This is a genomic window from Mesorhizobium sp. M1252, assembly GCF_040318265.1.
GTDB lineage: Bacteria > Pseudomonadota > Alphaproteobacteria > Rhizobiales > Rhizobiaceae > Mesorhizobium.
In genome coordinates, this window is sequence record NZ_JAMYLX010000026.1 from 32,993 (window position 1) to 55,695 (window position 22,703).

At 59.1% G+C, this 22,703-nt stretch carries 23 protein-coding genes and 3 pseudogenes; 16 read left to right on the top strand and 10 right to left on the bottom strand.

Translation table 11 applies throughout. The features are described from left to right. The 6 genes from NKH22_RS29755 to NKH22_RS31595 form a co-directional block, all read right to left on the bottom strand. Entirely contained in the window at positions 1-282 is a 282-nt protein-coding gene (locus NKH22_RS29755) for a helix-turn-helix transcriptional regulator (protein WP_023690466.1), read from the bottom strand. A 140-nt stretch (positions 283-422) separates the two neighbouring features. Beyond that, positions 423-968 (bottom strand): DUF2285 domain-containing protein, encoded by a 546-nt coding sequence (locus NKH22_RS29760; protein ID WP_352912180.1) that lies wholly within the window; start codon positions 966-968, stop codon positions 423-425. Beyond that, complete coding sequence (locus NKH22_RS29765; protein ID WP_352912182.1) at positions 940-1,296, bottom strand: transcriptional regulator domain-containing protein; 357 nt, start codon at positions 1,294-1,296, stop codon at positions 940-942. The genes NKH22_RS29760 and NKH22_RS29765 overlap by 29 nt, the downstream gene beginning before the upstream one ends. A 27-nt stretch (positions 1,297-1,323) precedes the next feature. Continuing rightward, positions 1,324-1,584, bottom strand: a complete 261-nt coding sequence (locus NKH22_RS29770; RefSeq protein ID WP_023715497.1) for a DNA -binding domain-containing protein — start codon at positions 1,582-1,584, stop codon at positions 1,324-1,326. Positions 1,585-1,760: 176 nt separating this feature from the next. Continuing rightward, positions 1,761-2,087, bottom strand: a complete 327-nt coding sequence (locus NKH22_RS29775; RefSeq protein ID WP_023816712.1) for a DUF736 domain-containing protein — start codon at positions 2,085-2,087, stop codon at positions 1,761-1,763. Between the two features lie 613 nt (positions 2,088-2,700). After that, positions 2,701-3,438, bottom strand: coding sequence for a hypothetical protein (locus NKH22_RS31595; RefSeq protein WP_502908616.1), 738 nt, complete (start codon positions 3,436-3,438; stop codon positions 2,701-2,703). A 351-nt stretch (positions 3,439-3,789) separates the two neighbouring features. Here NKH22_RS31595 and NKH22_RS29785 point away from each other — a divergent pair, with 351 nt between their 5' ends. Continuing rightward, positions 3,790-4,068 carry a hypothetical protein gene (locus NKH22_RS29785; protein WP_023694917.1) on the top strand — a complete coding sequence of 93 codons (279 nt, stop codon included), beginning with the start codon at positions 3,790-3,792 and terminating at the stop codon, positions 4,066-4,068. A gap of 53 nt (positions 4,069-4,121) precedes the next feature. Here the strand turns inward: NKH22_RS29785 and NKH22_RS29790 are convergent. Continuing rightward, a pseudogene (locus NKH22_RS29790) lies at positions 4,122-4,341 on the bottom strand (DUF768 domain-containing protein). A 1,444-nt stretch (positions 4,342-5,785) separates the two neighbouring features. Here NKH22_RS29790 and NKH22_RS29795 point away from each other — a divergent pair. The 3 genes from NKH22_RS29795 to NKH22_RS29805 all read left to right on the top strand — a co-directional run bounded on the left by NKH22_RS29795 (position 5,786) and on the right by NKH22_RS29805 (position 6,587). Then, positions 5,786-5,992: a CsbD family protein gene (locus NKH22_RS29795; protein WP_023690464.1), complete on the top strand. Its 207-nt coding sequence runs from the start codon at positions 5,786-5,788 to the stop codon at positions 5,990-5,992. A gap of 70 nt (positions 5,993-6,062) precedes the next feature. Beyond that, positions 6,063-6,242 (top strand): hypothetical protein, encoded by a 180-nt coding sequence (locus tag NKH22_RS29800; protein WP_023697507.1) that lies wholly within the window; start codon positions 6,063-6,065, stop codon positions 6,240-6,242. A 54-nt stretch (positions 6,243-6,296) separates the two neighbouring features. Further along, positions 6,297-6,587, top strand: a complete 291-nt coding sequence (locus NKH22_RS29805) for a helix-turn-helix domain-containing protein (RefSeq protein WP_352912184.1) — start codon at positions 6,297-6,299, stop codon at positions 6,585-6,587. A 42-nt stretch (positions 6,588-6,629) separates the two neighbouring features. Here NKH22_RS29805 and NKH22_RS29810 read toward each other — a convergent pair whose 3' ends face one another. Further along, on the bottom strand, positions 6,630-7,037 hold the full coding sequence (locus NKH22_RS29810; RefSeq protein ID WP_156936055.1) for a hypothetical protein: 408 nt from the start codon (positions 7,035-7,037) through the stop codon (positions 6,630-6,632). 94 nt (positions 7,038-7,131) lie between these two features. Here NKH22_RS29810 and NKH22_RS29815 point away from each other — a divergent pair. Further along, positions 7,132-8,097: pseudogene (locus NKH22_RS29815) on the top strand (IS630 family transposase). 6 nt (positions 8,098-8,103) lie between these two features. Here the strand turns inward: NKH22_RS29815 and NKH22_RS29820 are convergent. Then, a complete protein-coding gene (locus tag NKH22_RS29820; protein ID WP_352912186.1) occupies positions 8,104-9,096 on the bottom strand; it encodes an IS481 family transposase in 993 nt (330 codons plus the stop codon). A 227-nt stretch (positions 9,097-9,323) separates the two neighbouring features. Here NKH22_RS29820 and NKH22_RS29825 point away from each other — a divergent pair, with 227 nt between their 5' ends. The 11 genes from NKH22_RS29825 to NKH22_RS29875 are packed head-to-tail and all read left to right on the top strand — an operon-like array spanning position 9,324 to position 21,800. Then, entirely contained in the window at positions 9,324-11,552 is a 2,229-nt protein-coding gene (locus NKH22_RS29825) for a methyl-accepting chemotaxis protein (protein WP_352628648.1), read from the top strand. Next, the gene (locus NKH22_RS29830; RefSeq protein ID WP_084630992.1) at positions 11,545-13,041 is read left to right on the top strand and encodes a chemotaxis protein CheW; all 1,497 of its coding nucleotides are present in this window, start codon (positions 11,545-11,547) and stop codon (positions 13,039-13,041) included. Before NKH22_RS29825 ends, NKH22_RS29830 begins: the two co-directional genes overlap by 8 nt. Continuing rightward, a complete protein-coding gene (gene cheB, locus NKH22_RS29835; RefSeq protein WP_023673733.1) occupies positions 13,038-14,123 on the top strand; it encodes a chemotaxis-specific protein-glutamate methyltransferase CheB in 1,086 nt (361 codons plus the stop codon). The genes NKH22_RS29830 and cheB overlap by 4 nt, the downstream gene beginning before the upstream one ends. Beyond that, the gene (locus NKH22_RS29840) at positions 14,114-14,737 is read left to right on the top strand and encodes a HEAT repeat domain-containing protein (protein WP_023673732.1); all 624 of its coding nucleotides are present in this window, start codon (positions 14,114-14,116) and stop codon (positions 14,735-14,737) included. The genes cheB and NKH22_RS29840 overlap by 10 nt, the downstream gene beginning before the upstream one ends. After that, the gene (locus NKH22_RS29845) at positions 14,734-15,570 is read left to right on the top strand and encodes a CheR family methyltransferase (protein WP_023673731.1); all 837 of its coding nucleotides are present in this window, start codon (positions 14,734-14,736) and stop codon (positions 15,568-15,570) included. Before NKH22_RS29840 ends, NKH22_RS29845 begins: the two co-directional genes overlap by 4 nt. Then, positions 15,567-15,962, top strand: a complete 396-nt coding sequence (locus NKH22_RS29850; protein WP_023673730.1) for a response regulator — start codon at positions 15,567-15,569, stop codon at positions 15,960-15,962. Before NKH22_RS29845 ends, NKH22_RS29850 begins: the two co-directional genes overlap by 4 nt. Continuing rightward, on the top strand, positions 15,955-18,180 hold the full coding sequence (locus NKH22_RS29855) for a chemotaxis protein CheA (protein WP_023673729.1): 2,226 nt from the start codon (positions 15,955-15,957) through the stop codon (positions 18,178-18,180). Before NKH22_RS29850 ends, NKH22_RS29855 begins: the two co-directional genes overlap by 8 nt. After that, complete coding sequence (locus NKH22_RS29860; RefSeq protein ID WP_352912188.1) at positions 18,177-18,431, top strand: hypothetical protein; 255 nt, start codon at positions 18,177-18,179, stop codon at positions 18,429-18,431. Before NKH22_RS29855 ends, NKH22_RS29860 begins: the two co-directional genes overlap by 4 nt. Positions 18,432-18,488: 57 nt before the next feature. Beyond that, positions 18,489-18,866: a response regulator transcription factor gene (locus tag NKH22_RS29865; protein ID WP_023707350.1), complete on the top strand. Its 378-nt coding sequence runs from the start codon at positions 18,489-18,491 to the stop codon at positions 18,864-18,866. Beyond that, positions 18,863-19,504 carry a chemotaxis protein CheX gene (locus tag NKH22_RS29870; RefSeq protein ID WP_023673726.1) on the top strand — a complete coding sequence of 214 codons (642 nt, stop codon included), beginning with the start codon at positions 18,863-18,865 and terminating at the stop codon, positions 19,502-19,504. Before NKH22_RS29865 ends, NKH22_RS29870 begins: the two co-directional genes overlap by 4 nt. A 4-nt stretch (positions 19,505-19,508) precedes the next feature. Then, complete coding sequence (locus NKH22_RS29875; protein WP_031204560.1) at positions 19,509-21,800, top strand: PAS domain-containing hybrid sensor histidine kinase/response regulator; 2,292 nt, start codon at positions 19,509-19,511, stop codon at positions 21,798-21,800. A 705-nt stretch (positions 21,801-22,505) separates the two neighbouring features. Here NKH22_RS29875 and NKH22_RS29880 read toward each other — a convergent pair. After that, positions 22,506-22,703, bottom strand: a pseudogene (locus tag NKH22_RS29880) (transposase); the annotation flags it as partial.

The following is a 22,703-nucleotide window of genomic DNA, read 5'->3' on the forward strand; positions in this document are numbered from 1 at the left end:
TCAGCGTGCGTATCGTCCGCCGTGCGTCGGCGGCGTCGGCGTGTGACGCTTGGCCGGCAGGACCGACCCCCGCGGATCGGATGTAGACGTGACAGCGCCGCGTTCGGCCCACGCCTGAAGATCGTCGACGGCATAGACGACACGGCCGCCGAGCTTGCGGTAGGAAGGACCAGTGCCATAGGTCCGGTGCTTTTCGAGCGTGCGGGCGGACAGGCTGAGGAAATCCGCGGCCTCCTTAGTGCGCAGGAAGCGCGGCGGCAAAACGGCGATATCGGGTCGCATGGGTCGAACCTCCGTGGGGTCTTGGGCAGCCGCTGGCGTTCAGCGGTGGGCGGAGACCACGGTGGCGGAGAGTAAGCTTCGTCAGGGATGGGGAAGTTGAGGGGGGCTAAAACTCCACCCCTTTTGCGCGGCCAGACCCGCTAGGATCGGCGGCGATGACGCAGGATTTGCAAATAGCCACCGCCGATCATGGCGGTGGCACCTTCGACCAGGCCGATCACCGCGTCGCGCAGTGCGGAAGTTTTCCAGGGATCGGCAGCGACGCGCTTAGACCCGTAAAGGGCGACGGCAATGTCGCGGTAGCTCGCGCCATTCGAATGGCCGTCAGCGGCCTGCATCATCAGACGAAAGCGGCGGCGCTGCTGCGGGGTCATCCGCGTGTCCGAAGGTTTGGGGCGCCCCTGCAACGAACGCCAGAAACGGGTGAGTGCTTCGATCCGTCCCAATGTTTCTGCGTCCAAGGGGATCAGCGCCGCCAGGTGGCCGTGCGGGTCACTGCCGGGCAGAAGGAGAAGTTGGGTCGCGACACCTGCACTGTGGACAGTGTGACGTCCTTCCGGGCTGTCATGGAGCACGCCCAGGGCGGTCAACGGCGCCGATCGCAAGGAAGACAGGAATTCCGGCGCCGGCACGAGAGAAACCACAGCTGGATCGACGTCAGGCGACCACAGAATGTCTTGCGCCAAGGCGGACAAATCCGGCCTGGCCGGGAAATCGTAACCCCCACAGCCGCTGTGTCTCAGGCTGGAAGGGTGCTTTTTCGGCTCTTGTAGTCAGGAGCGCTTGGTAGTGCCGTTGATAGGGTTCGTGACGCCGCAGACACTCCCAGGCGAGCCCCTCGATGGGCAACGTATCGAAATAATCATAGCTGTCATTGTCTCGCCAATGCGACGTATCCGGCCTCATCCAAAGAGCTCCTCGCAAACACCGCATAGCCCCCGCCTGCAAACTATTCGGGGTTGTAGCGATGGGGGTAAGCCCCCCGCCGGGCAGCGGGTGATGCCGTGCCGGCATCACCCGGGAACCGCAGGCGCTGTGGTGCTAGTTGCCGGGCCGACGCAAGAGATGACGGTAGCCTGCACGCGCCATCCAGCGCGCTCGCGCCAGATGGCTGTCATGGATGCGCCGGGCGCGTTGCGGCTCCTTCGTCAGATCAATGCCGAAGAGAATTTCGACCACCTCGCGCCAGTCCGCGCCGTCATCGGCGGCGTCAAGCAGGCGCATATAGAGCTTGACGTGTTCCCGATCGTATTCGGTGAGTTCGTCACTGGTCGGCGCGGTTTCGTCAAACGGCTCGATCATCGCTTGCCTCGTCTTCCCAGAGTGAAAGCCTGCATTTTACAGAACAATTCTGCCAACGGAGGCCGGTTGATCAGCATCAGGCGATGCGGGTTCGGCATCGCTCTCGGCTTGAGTGAACCGAACCGGACCGTCCGCGGAAGAGGCCCCGGCCTTCCGGCCGGGGCCTGCGCGGGTCCTCAGTCGCTCCGCCGCGCGTTCGGGCGGGACCAGATGAGCGAGAAACCCTCACCTTCCTCGTCGTCGAAGAGGTTGGCGTAGATCGGGGCGTTGAAGCTTGGATCGTCGAGCTTGAGGCCCAGGTAGTCGCGGCCCTCGTTGGAGGTCTTCGACCATGCGGCGCCGATCTCGGCGCGGCCGACCAGCACCCGGTGGCTAGGAGCGTTCTCGCCAGTGGCGCGAGTGTCTGGCACGATGCGCACGTTCTTGGCCTGGACGCTGAGGGTGACGATTTCACCGGTGAATTCGTTCGAGGCGGACTTCTTGAAGGTGCCGATGGTAGCCATTGTAAGTCTCCGTTTTCTGTTCCCGAGCCCGCACCATGCGGCCTCGATGGCGATCACTTGGCCCGAGGCGACCGACGACGCATCGCTTGCGACCGGAGCAACGCGGAGGACGGCGCAGGAACGACTTTCTTGTCTCGCGAGGAATGGCGGCGCTCGGGGTCCCCATGCGCTTGCGGCATGGGGTGGGAGCCGGCAGGGGAAGAAAGTCGAGATGCGCCGTTGCGGCCTGGGCGGTCGAGGCTTCAGCCGTCGTTCGGCCAGATCAGCCCATTGAAGAGGCCGTTTGGAGCGCTCTTGGGACAGATTGGGAACGGAGACGTTGGCGTGCAACGCGCCTCCGGCAGATCGCTACAGGCTTCACCGGCATCGCCCACGCATTCCAGGCACAGATTCCGCGCACCTGCAACGCCGCCGCCACCGCCTGCGCTGCCGTCCTGCCACCGACTGGTCGGTCTGCGATGGGCATCGACCAAAGAAAGTCCAAGTCCCAGACGGGGCCGCGCCGGCACGTGGCCGTTGCTCGATCCTGGCATGGAACCCGATTGCTCCAACCACCGATAATGAGGAGGCTAGGCCTTCGTCGGTCTGGTCCACCTGCGCCGCCCGCGGGGGTCTAGGCTCGAACCACGTCCCTGCCGGATTGGTCGGCTGACGTCATGCCCGCGACCCGCAGATATGCCGTGACGCCGACGGCGGTCGCGCCAATGACGGAGAAGACGACCTGCCAGGTTTCCGAAGGCATCATGTGCTTCGCGATGCCATGGGTGGCATGGTAGCCGGCAACCATCGCAGGCGCGACGAAGACAAGCGTGATCGCCAGCTTCGCCCACATGGAGCTGATAACGCCGAGGAGGATTTGGCCGACGCCGAGCGTCAACCCGGCTGCCAGGATGCCGACGAGGATCGCGCCAAGCCAGCCGGCGCCGGTGTTGAATGCCCACGTACCTGCGCTGACCCCTGCGAACAACGGAAGGGCGAAGATAGCAAGCGTGAAGAGCAACCAGCACAGGATGCCGATGGCCGCGATACAAACGAACATGCCGAGGATGATCATGGTGGTGTCTCCGAGAATAGCTCTGGCGATTGCGCCTTCCACCACCACCGCAACGCCGCGCAGAGCATAGCAACGAAAAGCACCGGCGAGATGCCAAAGCTCTGTTTCGCCAGCGGCAATGTTAGCCCCGTCCTGGGGCGAACGGTCGATTTCGCCGACGATGGCGGTGTCGTCGCCGTCATACTCGTTCGCCGGCACGACCGAGAGAGTGCCGTCGCCGGCACGAAAGATGACGATGGCGACCATGAGGGTGGCGGCGAGGCTGAAGGCGAAGGCATGCGCGTCGGCGAGGGACATCGATCCGGCTCCTGTTTGAAGCGGAGGACCCTCCCCCGCTGACAGGCGCCCGATGTGTTCGGCGGATGGCCGCAATCACCGCGAAGGCGAAGCCGGAGCGGCGGCACGCTTCGCGTAGTCCGACCCCTTGCGGGTTGATGGCGTCAGGCCGTCGGCTGGACCAAGGATCAGCGCAATGGATCGCGGGGGTGGGGTCATCTTCAAGTCAGGAGCAGCGGCGTCGTTAGCGCGACGCTTATGTTCCATGAGAGTCTGAGCAAGCCGCCGCGCGATGTGGCGGGCGTCGAGCGATAAACCGGACGGCCATGAACGCGCTGGGTCCCGTTGGAAGCCGCCACGCTGAAAATGAGGATGAAGCTGGGCGATGACGCTGTGCAGTTGCGGTGGCAGGCCCAATCCAGCTCTCTCGGCGTAACGAGCGGCCTTGCCGAGATCGTGCCCGATATGGCGGCGATTCCAGCGATCGTCGGTCGCTGTTCTGAGAAGATGCGACTTCAGGAGCAATTCAATGGCGATGGCGATGGCGTGAAGGGCCGCATTGCGCCTGCCCAGATCCGCCGCCCGGTCAGCGCCATCGAGGCACACTGCGGCATTGCGCAAGAAGGTGTCGGCCAGCGCGATGTCCGGTGAAGCTATCGGGAAAGGATAAGAGCGACGGCTTGAAGAATGCCGTGCCTCCCCTGCTAATTTATAGGGGGGGTAAGTTCCGAAGGCGCATCGACCAGCGTCCGATATAGGCTGTCAACTTCTTCGTCGATCTCTTCGCGCCTGATCCCGAGCGCCTTAGCGTCGGCGTACAATTTGTGTGTGTACTCACTTATCGAAACCGTGTCGGCCTTCGCCTTTTCGGGGAGATTGTTGCCGATCCCAGCGATCGAGGAAATTGATACCGCGTGTACTCATGGAGCCTTAAGCTCCATTAAGCGCTTAGGTTCCGGCTGTTCGGTGGCGAGGTCATAGACTAGGCTGTTCGCAGCCGCCGAAGTAGCTTTTGACCTTCAATCAGGCCGCACGTCGGCCCAATCACTATGAATTGGCTTCGCACCAAAAATCCATGTGTGAGATGTAAGGCAAGAACCCCATCGGAGTCCGTGAGTTCGACCTGGAGGATGATACCACCCCCGAACAGGCGTCATCGATCATACAGAAAGATGACGCACGACAGTCGCCAGTGATCGGGACCGACGAGACCGCGAAACAGATAGTCGCTCTGCTTCAGCGCGTCTCTCGCTGATTTCGTCAAGTTGCTCGCTTCGGGGGAGCTTCCAATCCTAGACGAGAAGACTGATCGCCAGCGAAAGCGACGGCATCTGCTTCATATTCGAATGCTCGGGAATACGTTTCACCGTTCCTCCCTATGATGCGAACAACCCACTCGCCCAACGAATGGCGGATCTCTAAGAAGAGGGAAGACGAAGGCGGCGGCCGGTACGTGACGCTGTGCAATGCCCTCGGGAGGCCTGTCCCGCCAAAATCGGCACCATCGGAGGAATGAACTTCACGCATGCACTGACTCCCGAGACCGCGAGTCAATTAGCGCGTGCTTAATTAGTTCCAGAACGTTTTAACGAATCGTTGACCGCGCCGTCCCATTATAGGACGGCGCGGTCAAACCCCAACCTTGGCTGCGCAGGCGGCTTCGGCATTGAGTTCCACCCCGAACTGTCGGAGCCGCCACCCACATTTCACAATTTACCAGCAATGGTTGAATCAACCGTTACTGCACGTGCTTTCAATGGCGCTTCCCTGATCGTTAGACTTTGACGGAACAAACAGGGGATTCACAGGTTCGGCGTTCGAGACTCGACCGATGGAAGCGATCTTCGATGACATCGCCAACGCCCTCAGAGCGCCCCGCCAAGACGTGTGGCGCCCTGTCCGGCGCCTTCGCCATCGATATGGTCGGCGAACTCAACTCCCCACGTACGCCGCGTCCTGGCTGCGTCAAGGAAGCTCTTGGAACAGATGGCCGAACGCGAAGACCCCCCGCCGCCAAGTTGAGGCGGCTTCTATGGAAATCCGCTCATCTGACGCCAGAGCAGCGCTGGCAGGTCCATCAACCGGCTACCCTCAGAAGCAGTGCGACACCGACTCCATAAGGGATGAACACAGCCGCCAACGCGACCCAGATGCCCGGATCGGCGAGCACGTGCATTTCCTTGCGAAGCTGTTCCAGACCAACGGCAAAAGGCCGGCTGTGTTCCCAAACCGGAAAAGGCCGGCGCACACATGCGGTCGACGGGCATTAGGTTCCATTGCTAGATCACAAGCAAGCGCGCTTACCTGCAGCGGAACCTGACAGCCATACGACCGTTATTCGAAAGGACAACGAAAGGAGATCGCCATCATGGACTGGAATCGCGTCGAAGGAAATTGGAAGCAATTCAAAGGTAAGGTCAAGGAGCAGTGGGGCAAGCTCACTGATGATGATCTCGACCGCATAGCCGGCAACCGCGATCAGCTCGAAGGTACGATCCAGGAACGCTACGGCATTGAGAAGGATCGCGTGCGGCGAGACGTCGACGACTGGTATGGTCGACAAGACTCGTATTAGGACGGTGCGCCGTTCGGATCGACCTTGTCGGCTTCCAGCCGCGTTGATCTCCACAATGGAGATTGTAGAAATGTCCATCCACAAAGAAGACTATCGAACGAACAAGGCTGACTACCTGATAGCGAAAAGGCCAGATCTGGTTGAGAAGACCAAGCCGAAAAAGAAGACGTTGCGGCGTGACGATCAGCGTTCCGCAAAGTTATTGGAAAACCCCGCCGCGTTACCCGAGAGGCCGGCATCACGCCGTTAGAAATCGCAGAAGGTCAAGAGGAACATTTAAGCGATATTGAATGTTCGACTGTTTATGGACAGCCGAACCGTACTCTCAGCAGATCAATCCAGAGCAGCACGAGCCCTACTGAACTGGTCGCGTGTGCGACTTGCCGCAAAGGCAGATCTTAGCGAAATGGCCATCAGCGATCTTGAGAACGGATTCAGGAGCCCGCGTCCCCACAACATCGCGGCGATCCGCAAAGCGTTTGAAGACGCCGGAATCGTCTTCACCGTCGAAGGCACTCCATCGCTCGCCCGCTCAGAAGGTGGCAGCGGCCTCGCCACCGACAATAGACAGTGGCGCCGGCGGCAGAGAAAATAATAAGGGCGAAAAGCCTACTCAGGAGCGTCTTAGGCTCGGAACTCATACCGGAAGGCTCGCAATGCGGAGCGCTGATTTACGGCTTTGAAGATTGCCGATCTCGTCGACCAAGGTCAGGCCGCTCAATCTGCGATCGAACTCTATGGGCTTGAAGCGCCGACCGCCGTGGCGCACTGCGCTTTGGAGGCACATTTCGACGGCCGACCAAATGACTTCCGCTTTTGGTGCGATGTCTTTCACCAACTGAGAAGACCAAACTGACGGAACTTTTGCCGCGGAATCGTGTTCGTTCGAGCATGACCAGAATAGCAGCCCTTGGCCCACGCATCCCCGGCAAACCACATTCGCCGGCAGACGGACAAGACCGTTTCGACCTTTGGCCCGATATGCGGCCAGCAGGTTGACCGCCGCGACTTCCGTCAAGTGATGTGGCACGAGCAACCAGATCACGAGCCGCTTGAATGGACGCTTAGAGCAGTTCAGATTTTGACTGAATCTGCGGGATTCCCGTGAGAGTGGTTTTGTGATTCAAGATGCTGGCTGGATCGGAGGCCAGCATCAGATGACGGCTCCCCTTTCGAACGATCTACGTGAGCGTGTTGTTGGCGCGATCGAGGCTGGCGAGAGCTGCCGCTCGGTGGCGGCTCGTTTTGGCGTGGCGGTTTCGTCGGCGGTGAAGTGGTCGCAGCGCTATCGGGCGAATGGGTCTGTGGCACCGGGTAAGATGGGCGGCCACCGCAAGCGTGTTCTGGAGCCGCACCGGGCGTTCATCGTGGAACGGATCAACCAGACGTCGCATCTGTCGCTGCATGGCTGAAGGACGAACTTGCGGCGCGCGGTGTGAAGGTCTCGCACGACACGGTATGGCATTTCCTGCGGCGCGAAGGATTGCGGTTCAAAAAAAACGCTATTCGCCCTTGAGCAAGCTCGCGCCGATGTTGCCCGCCGACGACAACGCTGGCGTTCCTGGCAGGCGGGTCTCGATCCGGAACGGCTGGTGTTCATCGACGAAACCTGGATCAAGACCAACATGGCACCGCTGCGCGGCTGGGGACCATGCGGCAAACGCCTGCGCGGCTTTGCTCCGCACGGCCACTGGCGCACGCTGACCTTCCTCGGCGCCCTGCGGCTCGACCGTCTTGCTGCCCCTTGCGTCTTCGATGGACCGATCAACGGCGAGAGCTTCCGGGCCTATGTCGAGCAGCAGCTCGTGCCAGTGCTCCAGCCCGGCGACATCGTCGTCATGGATAATCTTGGCTCCCACAAGTCGGCCGCCATCCGGCAGATGATCCGCGCCGCAGGCGCCAGGCTTTGGTATCTGCCGCCATACTCGCCCGACCTCAACCCAATCGAGCAAGCCTTCGCCAAGATCAAACACTGGATGCGAGCCGCCCAGAAGCGAACCATCGACGACACCTGGCGACACATCGGCCACCTCGTATCAACCATCCAACCCAATGAATGCAGAAACTACTTCGCAAACGCTGGATACGCTTCTGTCAAAATCTGAAACGCTCTAGGTGTTTAGTCCCAAGGTTTGATGGGTTGGATCGAGCCTGAATCGTTCGGGCTCTTTTGTCCAGATTCTGCAGATGTATTCAAAGGGCGTGAGGCCCTTGAGGGTCTTCAGTCGACGGCCGAAATTATAGGCTAAGACGAAATCGGCGAGATGCTGGCGCAGTTGGTCATGGCTCTCGTAGTAGAAGCGTTTGACGGTCGCATCCTTGATCGTGCGGTTCATGCGTTCGACCTGGCCGTTGGCCCATGGGTGCCTTGGCTTTGTCGTTCGGTGGTCGATATCGGCCTTGGCGCAAGTATGTTCGAAGGCGTGCGCCCATATGATTTCTCCCGCCGCCATGGCTTCCTTGATCAGCGGAACGGCCGAGCCGCCGGCACCTGGGGTCGTGAACTGAATGCCGTTGTCGGTAAGCACTGTGTGGATCTTGTAAGGGACAGCATCAAGAAGATGGCGCAGGAAATCGGCGGAGACCGCTGTCGTTGCCTTCTCGTGCAGCTCGACGAAAGCGAACTTCGAGGTCCGATCTATGGCCACGAACATATGCAGCTTGCCCTGCTCGGTTCGGACCTCGGCGACGTCGATATGGAAGTAGCCGATTGGATAGGCCTTGAACTTCTTCCTTGCCGGCTTGTCGCCCTCGACATCCGGCAACCTGCCTATCCCGTGACGCTGCAGGCAGCGATGCAAGGATGACCGCGACAGATGCGGGATCGTCGGTTGGAGAGCATAGAGGCAATCGTCCAGTGGCAGCAGCGTATAACGCCGAAAGGCGACGATGACCGCCTCTTCCTCAGTCGATAGCACTGTCGACTTCGGATCTCTGGGACCAGTCGGAAGATCGGCGGCCGACGTCCGGTTCCTCCACTTCCTAACCGTCTTCTGATTGATGCCGTAGCGCTTCGCCAGCGCCCTCAGGCTCTCTTGACTATGCTGTATCGCTCGACGGATCGCCTCTGTCGTCGTGGCGCTCCCATGAAGAACCTGGCCCATAGCGCATCCTTTGATTCGGACGAAAAGTATGCGCCATCAAAGCCTGGGATCAAACATCTAGGAGCGCGCGAAATGCCCCATGTCGAGGAAATGGCCGGCGAGACCGTGACGGCCACCCACCCACATTTCGCCTAGAAGCGGCGCCCTTGAACCTCATATTCAGCGGCTTCCAGGGTTGCAAGGCCGGGCGCCTTCGGTTCCAAAATGGGTGGCGTCCGGGTATGGGTATGGGTTCCGTTTCGATTAAATTCCCGAGTTGCCGCATCTGCGGCCAAAACAAACTGGTCGCGGTTTTTATCTCAGTTGCGCGGTGGGCCCTCGATGATCTCTCATTTTGGAAGAAAGCGAACCTACCGCAATGGCATCGTTCATCGAACAGCGGACCGCTTATATGCGGCCAGTGGCACCTGCCTTGCGATAGTGGCCGACCGCAATCCAGCAGGATTGCACGTGGCCAGGCTATCTGCGGTGGCGCGCTTACCGGCGATAAGATAGAAATCAGGCAAACGCCGCTACCGCGAAATAGGATTTCATCCAATATGTCGCTCGTTAAGACGTCAAGGATCGCGAAACGCACTGGACCAGACAAGGGTTTGCATCCCGAAAAAGCAGATTTGCCGGCCAGATCACGCCAAAGCATCAAATCAGACCTACCTCACGGACAAATAGCCGAACGGTTTGCCGCCGCCACTGAGGAGCTGGCCAGCGGCATCACCGAGGCATCGGCCGCCGGTGAAGAATTACGGCGATCGATGGAACAGATCGCCGCGGGTGCGGAGGAAGCATCAGGCGCGGCTGAAGAACAACTGCGCACAATCAGCGACTCCACGCAAACGCTGGCCGTGGGACGACGCTTAGCCGAGGATTCGCAAAGGCGATCGGAATCGGTGCAGGGCTTGCTTGCCGATGTGACGAATCAGGTGATGAATGCGGTCAGTGCGATTGAACGAAATGCCGCTCGCCAGGAAAGCTCGGCACAATTGATTGCCGTTATCGAAGAACGCGCTGAAGAAGTCGGAGCTATAGGCCGCACGGTCAGCCGCATCTCGGACCAGACGAATCTGTTTGCCCTAAACGCCGCCATCGAAGCCGCTCGCGCCGGCGATCATGGCCGCGGATTTGCCGTAGTCGCTGAAGAAGTAAGGTCGCTGGCGCAGATATCCGACACCAGCGCACGTGAAGTTCAGGCGCTATCCACCAGCATCCAAAAAGATGTCAGCGCGGTTGCAGCCGGAGTCGCTGCTGCCGCTCACGCTGCGGCATCCGAAGCAAAGGCCTCAAACGTCGTGCTGCGAAACCTTCGCGCCATGCGGGAAACCGCGGGCGAGATCGCGCTCGGCAGCCGCGCCATCTCGCTGGCTTCGGTTGAAGCCGAAAAAGCCGCCACCGAGGCGCAAAAAGGTGCCGAGCAAGTTGCCAGTGCCGCGGAGCAGCAGTCGGCTGCAGCTGCGGAATCGCAGGCAGCGATCCAACAGCAGACGCAGGCGCTTGTTGAAGGCCAAACGGCAGCGCACGCGCTGGCACGCTTGGCTAATCTATTGCGCGGCGGAGACGCAGGAAAAGCCGCCGAGCAGGCGTCCTCGGCAGCCGAACAGCTGTCGGCGAATATTCAGGAGCTCTCGGGGGCCGCCGGTCAGATTCTGGCTGCGGTCGAGCAGATCAACCGTGGCGCCCAGCAGCAGGCGGCGGCCACCCACGAAAGTTCGGCCTCACTGAGCCAGATCGAGCAAAGTGCTGCCCTTGCAAAAGAAAATGCAGTTGCAGCCGAGGAGCGTGTTGCAGCGATGGAACAGTCGCTGAGGGAAACTTACGCGGCGGTCGAAAGCCTTATTAACGGATTGACGGGTTCCCTCCAGGACACGACAGCGAGCGTATCTGCGTTGCTTAGTTTGGAGGTAACTGGCCGCAAGATCGAGAAGATCGTCGATGCGATCACATTAGTCGCGGTTCAGACCAGCATGCTTGCCGTCAGTGGAGCGGTCGAAGCAGCCAGGGCGGGCGACTATGGCAGCGGCTTCTCCTTGGTGTCCAAAGACATTCGCGGGCTGGCGCGCGAAGCATCGCAATCCTTGGATAAAGTGAAGGATACGGTTCGCGGAATGATCGAGCAGATATCTTCGCTGCGTGGCGATCTCGAGCGGATCTGCGGCCTGTCGGAAGTCGAGATTCAGAATAGTCGCGCCACTTTAGCGGTATTTGAGAAGACCAAAGAAGAGCTGGCGCAGCTCGTCGAGGCGAGCAAAGCGATCAATTCTGGCGCTACCGACATACTCGTTGCGGCGAGCCAGGCTTCAGCTGGCGCGAAGCAGATTGCAACAGCCGCAGAGGAAGCCGGTGCAGCGTCTAGAGAGGCATCGACCGCTTCCCAAGAGCAAGCGCGAGGAGCTGAGGACCTGGCTGCGGCGATTGAGGAGATTGCCTCCCTCGCTGAAGAGCTCAAGTCACAAAATGTCTGAGCAAGGCGCGCCAGCGGCGCTATCCAAACGGTTCTTGGCGGTTCGCTGCTCCGAGCATACTTACGCGGTTCCGGTCGATCGGGTGGCCGAGATCGTCAGGGTACCCGTAATGGCAAAGGTGCCGCAAGCCCCAGCGGCTTTGTGCGGATTAGCGAACTTGCGTGGGTCAATTGTGCCAATTGCGGACTTGAGCCGCTTGCTGCGACTTGCTTCTGAAGCTCTGTCGGATTCGGCGCGAGCCGTGGTCATCGACGCACCCGCGCCGTATGCGCTGCTTGTCAACACTGTCGAAGGGATCGTCAACGTACAGGCAAGCAGCATCGAGCAGCGTCATTCACTCAAGGGCGCCGCGGTGAGCAGCGGCGATGACAGTGTCTTCTCAAATGATGGCGAGGCGGTGAGGATTCTCAACGTTGATACCCTGCTCGAAGGGGCGTTTACCCCCCAAGCCCGGGATCGTGTGACCGGCCGCAGCCGCACGTTGGTTCCTGATATGAGCGCGATAGGCGCTGTAGGTCGAGAAATGCTCGCAACGTTCGTAGTCGATGGGCAGGATTACGCATTTCCATTTGCCGAGGTGCAGGAGGTCTTCAATATCCCCCGAGGCCTGACTTCTCTGCCGGGCGCGGATGCGCAGGTCCCTGGTTTGATATCGTTCCGCGACGGACTGCTGCCAATTTTGTCCCTAAGAGCACTGTTTGGCCTCGCTAACGAGCTTCAGGGAAATGAGAAGGTCATCGTCGCGTATGTCCGCGGCACCGCGGTCGGCGTCGTTGTCGACGCTGTCAAGCAGAGCATCGCCATCGATCCTCTGAGGCTGGAACCCGTGCCGCCAATTATGGCCGCCAGAATTGGCGGCGAGGCTAAGGTCAAGGCAATCTATCGGAGCGAGGCGGATAGCCGGCTGCTGTCGGTCTTGCACCCGGATTTGTTGCTCAGCGAGGAAACCATGCGTGGTCTGGGTCATGTGCAAGCTCCGGCCCGAGACGGCTCCGCACCGACAGAAGGTTCAAAGCGCGACGAGATCAAGCTGCTCGCCTTCCAACTTGGCGCCGGCGAATTCGCCTTGCCCATTGAGGTCGTCGAGGAAGTTGCACTGGTGCCGGAGCGTGTGACGCGGGTTCCAAAGACGCCCAAATTTCTTGAAGGGGTCATCAATCTGCGCGGCGAGGTGCTGCCTGTCATCGATCAGCGGAAGCGCTTCGACATGCCGCCGTTTGAGAATCGTGGCCGGACGCGTCTGATTGTGGTCAAATCCGGTTCCCACCGCGCCGGGATCATCGTCGACAGCGTCTCGGAAGTCCTGGGCGTCGATGCATCAGCGCTCGCTCGGGCGCCGGATCTGGCGGGAGAAACTACGCGCCTGATCCAGTCGATCGTCAGCCTGGATGAAGGCGTTCGCATCCTCATGCTGCTTGATCCAACCGAACTGCTCACGCGTGCCGAGCGCACCTTTCTGGACTCTTTTCAAACCAAGCTGCAGACTTGATCAAGGTTCTGATCATCGACGACTCTGCCCTCGTTCGAAAGCTGCTTGCCGGAATGCTGTCGGACGCATCCGAATTCCAAGTTGAAACCGCTCGAAATGGCGCCGAAGGACTGGAGCGCCTGCACGCCTTCCGCCCCAATGTGGTCACGCTCGATGTCCACATGCCGCAGATGAACGGCTTTATGTGCCTTGATCGTATCATGCTGGAAAGGCCGACCCCGGTCGTCATGGTATCGTCAGTGACATCACAGAGCGCCGATGAGACCCTGCAAGCGCTTCGCCTCGGCGCATTCGATTTCGTTGCGAAGCCTTCGGGAACATTGTCCTTACGCGTTGATCAGATGAAAGACGATCTGCTCGACAAGATTCGAACCGCCGCCGTCACCGGCATCAAACCCACGCTGCGATTGCAGGAACGTATACGCCACCGTATAGGGCAGACGCTGCCGACAAGTCCTTATCCCGCCCCAATAGCGTCAAAAAAACCCATCGTAAAAACTGGGGTAAATGGGCTGGTGCTCATCGGCGTTTCGACAGGAGGGCCGCCAGCACTGGAGGCTGTTGTCGGAGCGCTGCCAGCATCGTTCTCCTGGCCAATTTTGATTGCTCAGCACATGCCAGAATCCTTCACGGGCGCACTGGCCAAACGTTTGAACAGCCTGAGCGCCATCGAGATCGTGGAGGTTACCCGCCCTACGGAAGTCGTGCCTGGTGTCGCTTACATTGCGCGGGGTGGGGCGGACATGATTTTATCGCGCCGAGGAGGCGTCGTATTTGCCATGAATGTCCCGTCCCAGGTCGACTATCCCTGGCATCCAAGCGCCGACCGGCTTGTTCGAAGTGCCATGGAACAAATACCTCCCAGCGACCTTATCGGTATTCTCATGACCGGAATGGGCAATGACGGCGCCAGTGCTATGAAACTCCTGCACGAGCGAGGCGGAACGACGATCGCTGAAGCGGAAGAAACCGCAGTGGTTTGGGGGATGCCCGGGGAATTGGTCAAGGGCGGTGGTGCAGATTGGATTCTGCCGCTACCCGAGATAGCCCGGCAATTGATGAAGGTTGTGCCTTGCCTCTGATCCGCAAAGAGCTTCCCAACCAAGCCGGGATCCGCGACGCATCGCCCACGGATGCATTTTCTTCGTTGACGAGTCGGAACAGTGAGGAAAGGCGAGCGGCGGCTCGCGAGTTTATTGTCACCTCTGACAACGCCGGTGTGATCTCCAGCGCAATTCAGAGTGAAGCGGTTGATGGCGTGCTGCAGGCTTTGTTTACAGCCCTTATGCGATCAGCCAATGCGGCAAGCGTCGACGTTGCTCTGCAATACCTACGATCCGACGATGCCCGCTTGCGCACCGGGGCACTAGACGCCTTGCGCGCATTGCAAGATCAGCTCCTGCCGCGGTTGACTGGACTGCTCAGTGACCCGGAGCCCGACGTTCGCATCCTCGCCTGCGAACTCGTTCGCGCGCAGCAGCCTTCAACGGTGATTGATTTGCTGGTTCCCCTCCTGGCTAATGATTGCAATGGCAACGTTTGCGGTGCCGCGATCGACGTCATGGCGGAGGTGGCGGCGCCTGACCACGTTGCCTTGTTACTCCAGTGCGCCGCGCGTTTTCCCTCGGATCCCTTTTTGGATTTCGCCGCCAAAACCGCGGCCCTCCGGATCGGGGCGCGGAACGCCCCTCAGTGATCGAGATCACGGACGAAGAGATCCGTCGACTGGGAGACTTCCTCTATCGACGCACCGGCATGGTCTATTCGGTATCCAAGCGCTATTACATAGAGCGCCGGATCGCTGATCGTGCAAACGCAACCGCCTCTCCTTCTTTCGAAAGGTATTTCGCAAAACTTCGTATTGATGCCGAGGGTGAGATCGAGAAGTTCATCAACGCCTTTACCGTCAATGAGACTTATTTCAACCGGGAAGATCATCAATTTCGGTGTCTCACGAAGGATTTGCTGCGTGAAAGAATCGCAGCCGGCTATGGGAAAGACCAGTTGCGTTTGTGGTCGGTACCTTGCGCGACTGGGGAAGAACCCTATTCGATTGCGATGTGGCTCTTGGACAAGTGGCCGCTGGTCGACGCCTACAGCATCGAGATTTGCGGCTCAGATATCGATACCGAAGCGCTTGCCGCGGCCAAGCGCGGCTTTTATGACAAGCGCGCACTGATGCGCTTGCCGGGCCAGGTCATCGACCGCTACTTTCACCAAGAAGCCGACGATCGGTGGCGGCTTGTCGAAGAGTTGAGGGAGTCGGTGCAATTTTCCAGTGTCAATCTAATAGAATCTAACGAGACCAGGCACCACGGCCAATTCGATGTCATTTTTTGCCGAAACGTCCTCATCTACTTCGACGACGCTTCGCGTCGCATTGCTGCAGACAACCTCTATGAAAGCCTTTTACCCGGCGGCTACATTTGCCTTGGCCACACAGAGTCGATGAGCCGTATCTCTCCGCTGTTCGAAATCCGTCGGTTCGAAGATGGTATTGTCTATCAGAAACCAGAGGTCGGGCGGTGAGCAAACCTACGCTCCATCGCGTCCTGGTGGTCGATGACGCAGCTCTCGTGCGCCTGTACTATCGAAGCGTGCTGGAGCCAGCGGGCTATGAGGTGTTCGAGGCTTTGAACGGGGTGGAAGCCTTGGAGCAACTGCTTGGGTTCGAGATCGTCGACCTTCTGATCGTGGACATCAACATGCCGGTCATGGATGGCCTCAGCTTCTTAAGGATGCTTCGGCAACGAGGCGAACCGTTTGCGTCCACCCCCGTGCTCATCACCAGTACGGAAGCCGGGCTCCATGACCTGCGGGCTGCCCAAATTGCCGGAGCGAACTTCTACGCCGCCAAGCCCGTCGCTGGGCAGGACCTGTTGGAGCTCGTTGCCTTGCTTGCTGGATCAACCCATGATTGAACTTCTTGAGCAGTTCCTGGTGGAGTGCCGCGAGTCTGTGCAGCAGGCAACACTGGATCTTCTGGCGCTCGAAGGTGATTCAGGCGATCACACTAGGCTGGACAGTGCTTTTCGGTCGTTTCACACCCTCAAGGGCGGGGCCGGTATCGTCGATTTTCCAGATATGGCGAGGGGTCTGCACGCGGCTGAGGAACTGCTCGATTCCGGCCGGTCCGGTACGAGGACGTTAAGCACTGCGGATATCGGCAACTGTCTCTGGGCATTGGATCAAGTCACCGGCTGGCTCGATAGCATTGAGGTAAAGGGAACTGTCCCGGAGGATGCAGGGTCGACCGCGGATGAGATGGTCCGCCGCTTGCAAGCGGCGCTATGGGAAGAACCTCCGGGAAAGAGCCCGCCCGCCTTGTTGGCGGCGGGGTGGTTGACATCTCTTTTGAAGGCCAACCATGATGTCGCAGCCCGAGCCTCAACCGGGTTGTTGTTCCAGCCCGACCCACAGTGCTTCTTTCGCGGCGAAGATCCCCTTGCGTTGGTCGCCGGCCTGCCTGGCCTGTTAGCTCTTCATGTGGAACAGGTTCATGTCTGGCCTTCGTTGAGGGAAGGTGATCCATTCGAGTGCAACCTGCTCTTCACAGCGTTGTCCTCTGCTCCGCAGGACGCTTTGTTGCGCTATACCCAAGCGATAAGCTCGGACTCTTCGAGCGTCCTCGAGATCCGCGAGCTTTCTTCTGCCGTCCCCGATCAGCGCGCAGGACTTAGCCGGATGGCGCGGCTGGTGCTCGAAGCGCAGTCCCAACTCCTTTCCCAGGTCGCGACCACAGGTCTGGCCGGCCGAGTAGGCGCCGCGCGGCGCGTGGTGATGAATATCCTGGCTCGGAGCGTCCGGCACAAGGATACGCTGGAACGCTACGATGGTAGTGTGCCGGACGCGGACGATCCAGAGGGACGACAAGCACTCATCCTCCTGATCGACCGGGTTTTGGGAGACGAGGCCCAAGTCCTCGAATTCTCCGTGAACCGGGATTCCCGCCTCGCCATCCCGAACTCAAATGCTGCCCGATCACTGCGGGTGAGCGTCGAACGCATTGATGCCTTAGTGAATTTGGCCGGCGAACTGTCGGTTGCCAAGAATGCCCTAACGCATGCCGCAACGCTAGCCCGGAGTGGAACTCCATCGGCGGATTTGGCGGCCGTGTTGGAGGAACAACAATCCCGACTGGAGAGGTTGGTCGATGAGTTGCAGCGTTCTGTCTTGAGCATCCGTGTCTTGCCCATGCGACAGGTGTTCCAAAGGTTTCAGCGCTTGGTGCGAGACCTTGCGACCGAAACGGGTAAGTCAGTGGTTCTCGTGACAGAAGGGGAGAACACCGAAGCAGACAAGACCATCGTCGAGGCTCTTGGAGAGCCGATTATGCATGTTCTTCGCAATGCAATCGACCATGGTGTCGAACCGGCGGACGAGCGCATCAGGACAGGGAAGCCACCGCATGCCACGATCTGCCTGCGTGCAGCGAAAGTCGGCGACAGCATTGTCGTTGAGGTGGAAGACGATGGTCGAGGTGTGGATTTCGCGAGAGTTCGACGGGTTGCGGCAGAACGCGGCCTGACGACCGGGTTCGCCTCGCTTTCCGATGACGATGCATTGGAATTGCTGTTCAATCCGGGGTTCTCGACAGCCGCAACTGTCAACACGGTCTCCGGTCGTGGGGTTGGGATGGACGCGGTGCGATCGGCGATCGAGGCGCTCGGCGGATCGGTTGGCATTGAGACGAAGCCCGGAAGCGGGACGATCGCAAAATTCACCCTGCCCTACTCCATCCTGATGACGCACCTGGTCACCGTGGAAGTAGTCAAACAAGTTTTTGGCGTTCCGCTTGAGAAAGTTATCGAAACCCGTCGACTTTCGCGCGGTGATGTCTCGATGGTTGGCGCCGCGCGCGTGTTCGGGCATCGCGGCCATACCATCCCGCTCGTTAGTCTTGCGGCGACGCTTGGCGAAACGCCGTCGGAAACGATCGCCGACGATTTCCAAGTCGTAGTCGTCCTGGTCGGGAACGACATGTGCGGGATAGAGGTCGATGATGTCGGGGAGACAATGGATATACTGATGAGACCCATCGAGGGGGTGCTCGCGGGTGTAGAAGGCGTTGCAGGCGTCACAATTTTGGGTGATGGCCGCGTCATGCTTGTTCTCGATGTGGAGGCTTTGGTGAAATGACCGTCATTTCCGACCCAAGCGGTGGACCGATCCAGCTTGAGGGCGACTGCACTTTAGAAGACAGCGAAACCCTGCTGGCAATGCTGGTTGAGTCAGGCAACATCTTAGTTGACTGGCGGAAGTGCACCAAGATCCATGCTGCCGTTCTGCAAGTCCTGATGGCGGCCCGCGTGAGGGTCATTGGGCCGTCGGGCTCGCCATTTCTCGAAAGCTATTTTCATCGCGGCTTCCGGGCAGTGCATGGCGGCTAGTTCACAATTATTGCATTTTATGCGATATCCCTAACCCCAGCTGAAATGAAGGTCGTAATGAACGTTTTGATCGTCGACGACAGCAAGCTTGCGAGAATGGCCTTGGTCAAGATTCTCGCCAAGAACTATCCGACATGGGTGCGTAAAGAGGCCGGCAACGCTGATGAGGCGCTTCAACTGGCGAGTGAGTTCGCGGCTGATATCGTGTTGATGGATTACAATATGCCCGGCCGCGATGGGCTTGCCTTGGCGGCGGACTTTCGTGCCCAGGATCCGTCAATGCGATTGGCACTGATTTCCGCTAATCAGCAGCACGAGATAGTCGAAGGTGCAAAGGCGCTGGGCGCTTCCTTCCTGACCAAGCCAGTGAATGGCCCGGACCTGGTTGCGTTTCTCGGCAAACCCGACACTCCCATTGGTCAGGACGATCAATGATGACTCCGGCCGACCTTGTCTTGGAAGAACTCGAGAAGGATGCCCTCACTGAACTGGTGAACATCGCCGTCAGCCGAGCCGCCAAGAATCTCCGCGAGATGGTTGGACGACAGGTGTTCCTGTCCGTCCCAAGAATCAACCTCGTCGGCAGGCAGCAAGCCATCGATATCTTGGACGAACGCGAGATGGACCGTCTGGTTGCCGTTCACCAGGTTTTCGAAGGTGATATCACTGGTCGCGCGTTGCTTATTTTCCCAGAGGAGCGAAGTCTCGAACTTGTGCGTGCTGTAGCCGGTCCGGACCATTCATTGGAAGACATCATCGACCTTGAACAGGAAGCACTCGCAGAGACGGGCAACATCATTCTCAATAGTTGCCTGGCCACCATCGCCAACCTGTTGCGCCGTAGTCTTCGCGTCTCCTTGCCTGAGGTCATTCGAGGCACTGGAACCGACTTCTTCAATCTGGCGCCGCCGCCCCTACCCGGCGAGGTCGTACTGTTTCTCTACATAAACTTCACCGTCAAGGACAATGACATCACGGGCTACATTGCCATGCTGATGGACATGCCTTCCCTAGCGGTTTTAAAGGGCCTCTTGTGCGAGTTTATCGAGCGGATCGGTGGGAACGATAAATAGTGCCATGTTGAACACTTCTCACGATAATTCGACGCCGATATTAGATGCACTCGATTGCGGTATAATCGTGCTCGGTTCTCAAAGGCAAGTGACCGCCTGGAATGCCTGGATCGCCGCAGCCAGCAATATACGGACGACCGAGGCGATCGGAAAATCAATGGAGGAGCTTTTTCCCGGCCGGCCGCTCGGCCCAATCCTCGTTGCGTTAAACGAGGCTTTGGAAGCCGGGGCCTCCAGCCTGCTGACCCCTACACTCCACCCAGCCCTGCTTGCGTTGCGGACGCGAGCGGGCCAGCCGCTGATCCATAGCATTTCCATCCGACCAATCGGGGCGATAGGTGCGTATGAATGCCTTATTCAGATTTCGGATGTGACGGGGGCGATGCGGCGGGAAGCCGTGCTGCGCCAACGGCAGAATGCCCGTTATGATGCGGTCATGGAAAGCGCCGCGGAAGCCATTCTTACCCTGGATGACACTGGGGCAATCCAGGGAGCCAATTCGGCGGCCGAGGTGCTCTTTGAAATCGACAAGGCATCGCTTGCCGGTCAGCCGAGCGCCGGTCTGTTCGTGGAAGGCGACCGGTGGTCGCAATTGCACGACGCCAGTCGCTCAGGGCAGCAAATAGTTCATCGAGAGGTTTCCGTGAAGCGGCGCAACGGGTCGACGCGCCATCTCGAAGCTTCGATTAGCCGTTGGTCAGGTGGCGCCAAGCAATTCACCACCGCCTTTTTGCGCGATGTAACAGATCGCCTGTCCTCACAACTGAAGCTGAAGACCCTGAATGAGACGTTGGAGCAACGGGTAGCTGACGCAACCGGTGAGCGCGATATGATCTGGCGCGTCAGCCAGGATCTTTTCGTCGTAACGGATTTCGGCCTCAAGTGCCAAAGTGTGAATCCGGCCTGGACCGAGCATCTCGGCTTGGACGAAAGCGAGGTCGAGGGTAAGACTTTCGAGGATTTCGTTCATCCTGAAGATGTTGCGGCTGTGACACGGCTCTCACTATCGGATAGCCGGGTTGCGGTTCGCGACCTCGACTTACGCATGCGTGCCAATGATGGCAGGTTCATCTGGTACAGTTGGCAATTTATGCCGCGAAACAACCAATATTACGCCGCCGGGCGCGACATCAACGTCCGCAGGAATTTGGAGGATCAGCTGCGCCAAAGCCAGAAAATGGAGGCGGTGGGGCAACTCACGGGCGGTATCGCGCACGACTTCAACAACATGCTGGGAGTTGTCATCTCAGGACTCAACTTGATCCAGCGGCGCGTCGACCGCGGCGAGCCCGGCGTGCACCAACTGATCGCAGCCGCGACCGAGGGTGCCCACAAAGCTGCCATGCTGACGCAAAGGCTACTGGCTTTTTCCCGGCAGCAGCCGCTTTCCCCTGAATCCCTCGACGTCGGCCGGATGGTGCAGGATATGTCGGAGCTTTTGCGCCGGACGCTGGGCGAGCACGTAACACTCAATACGGTCGTGCAATCCGATGACGGTGCAGTGCTCGCTGATCCCAGCCAACTCGAAAATGTCCTCGTAAATCTGGCGGTCAACGCTCGCGATGCCATGCCGGAGGGCGGAACCCTGACAATCGAAACCTCTGCACTCCTGGTCGACCAGTCGGTTGCTGCAGATCATGGCATTTCCCCCGGCCCCTACGTCCTTATTGCGGTGAGGGACACGGGCTCGGGTATGAGCGCGGAGGTTCTGGAAAGAGCCTTCGAGCCGTTTTTTACCACCAAAGGTGTCGGCAAGGGAACCGGCCTTGGGCTGAGTCAGGTGTTTGGCTTCGTCAAGCAGTCCGGTGGCTATGTCAAAATCGATTCAAAACTGGGGGTGGGGACTACCATCAGCATCTGGTTGCCAAGGCACAATGGTCCCGCCGATGGAGCACGGCGGGCGAACAGCCAAGACGTTGCCAATGGCAAGCCAGAGGAATTGATCCTCGTCGTCGAGGACGAGGCGAGTGTAAGACAACTGACAATGCAAATGCTCGAGGATCTCGACTATTCGGTGATTTCTGCTGAGAATGGGGTTGAAGGCCTGCGCATTCTTGAGGATCGAGGAGACGTTTCCTTGCTGCTGACGGATGTTGTCATGCCCGGAATGAACGGTCGGGAATTTGCGGATGCTGCCGTTGAATTGCGGCCTGACTTGAGGGTGCTCTTTACGTCCGGTTACGCACGTGATGCCATAGTTCGCAATGGGATCATCGATCCAAACGTTCAACTCCTGCAGAAACCCGCTACCCTCCAAGCTCTCGCCCAGAAAGTCAGATTGGTTCTGGATAACTAGCCATTCGGCAACCGCCGTTCCGGTTTTCAGGCAAGAGGGTAGCGCGCTCGACTTGTCATATTAGACGCAAAGCGGTCATTGAGCTCTATTGAGAGCTTCGGGTCACCACGAGCGTCCGCGGTGATGCCGCCGACATTTCTCCTCGGGTCTCTACCGACGTGGTCGCGGGTGCAACAATCTGTTGCACAACTCTGCTATCTGTCCCGCCAATGCCTGACCCTCAACTTGCTCACCCCTGAATAAGTCATCGCTCGCTGTCACGGCCAGGTAAGCGACGGGACTCTTCGAACGGGCGCGTTGCATGCGGATCAGGCCATCGTTCCTCAAGATCAGCAAAGCAATCATCTATCCCAGCGGCGAGTGGATCGCTGGGACAAATCGATCGTGGTCGTCTGCAAACAAAGACGCGAACTGCCGCGGGAGAAGAAGACGGCACGGCCAGAGTAAGCAGAGAGGCGGTTCATTCGCCCGAGAGGCGTGGGTTAGAGAAATATGCGTGCGAATCCGTGCTCGATCGGGGCGTCACAGTTTTCATACATAACTAACCCGCTCGATACCCTTTGCGAACGCAGCGTCACGTCTAATCAGAATGGCTTTGAAGAGCGTGACTTGAGCATCTCTGTCGCGGGTGTTTTGGGGGTTAAATCCGCCCTTCCCTACGGTTGTGTGCGTCAAGTTCTGCAAAATGGGCGATCATGAAACTGGTCATGCGGCTTGGCGTAGAGCGAGCTTCTTGTGCTCGCGCAGATCATCCATGTTGATATAGCGGTTGGCCTCCATCCAGTTTTCATTGGTTTCGACGGCCAGCTGACCAGGCGCAGGCGCAGGCAGCTTTCGGCGTTCGGGAAGATGCGCACGACATAGGTGCGCCGGCGGATTTCCTCGTTGAGCCGTTCAAGCATG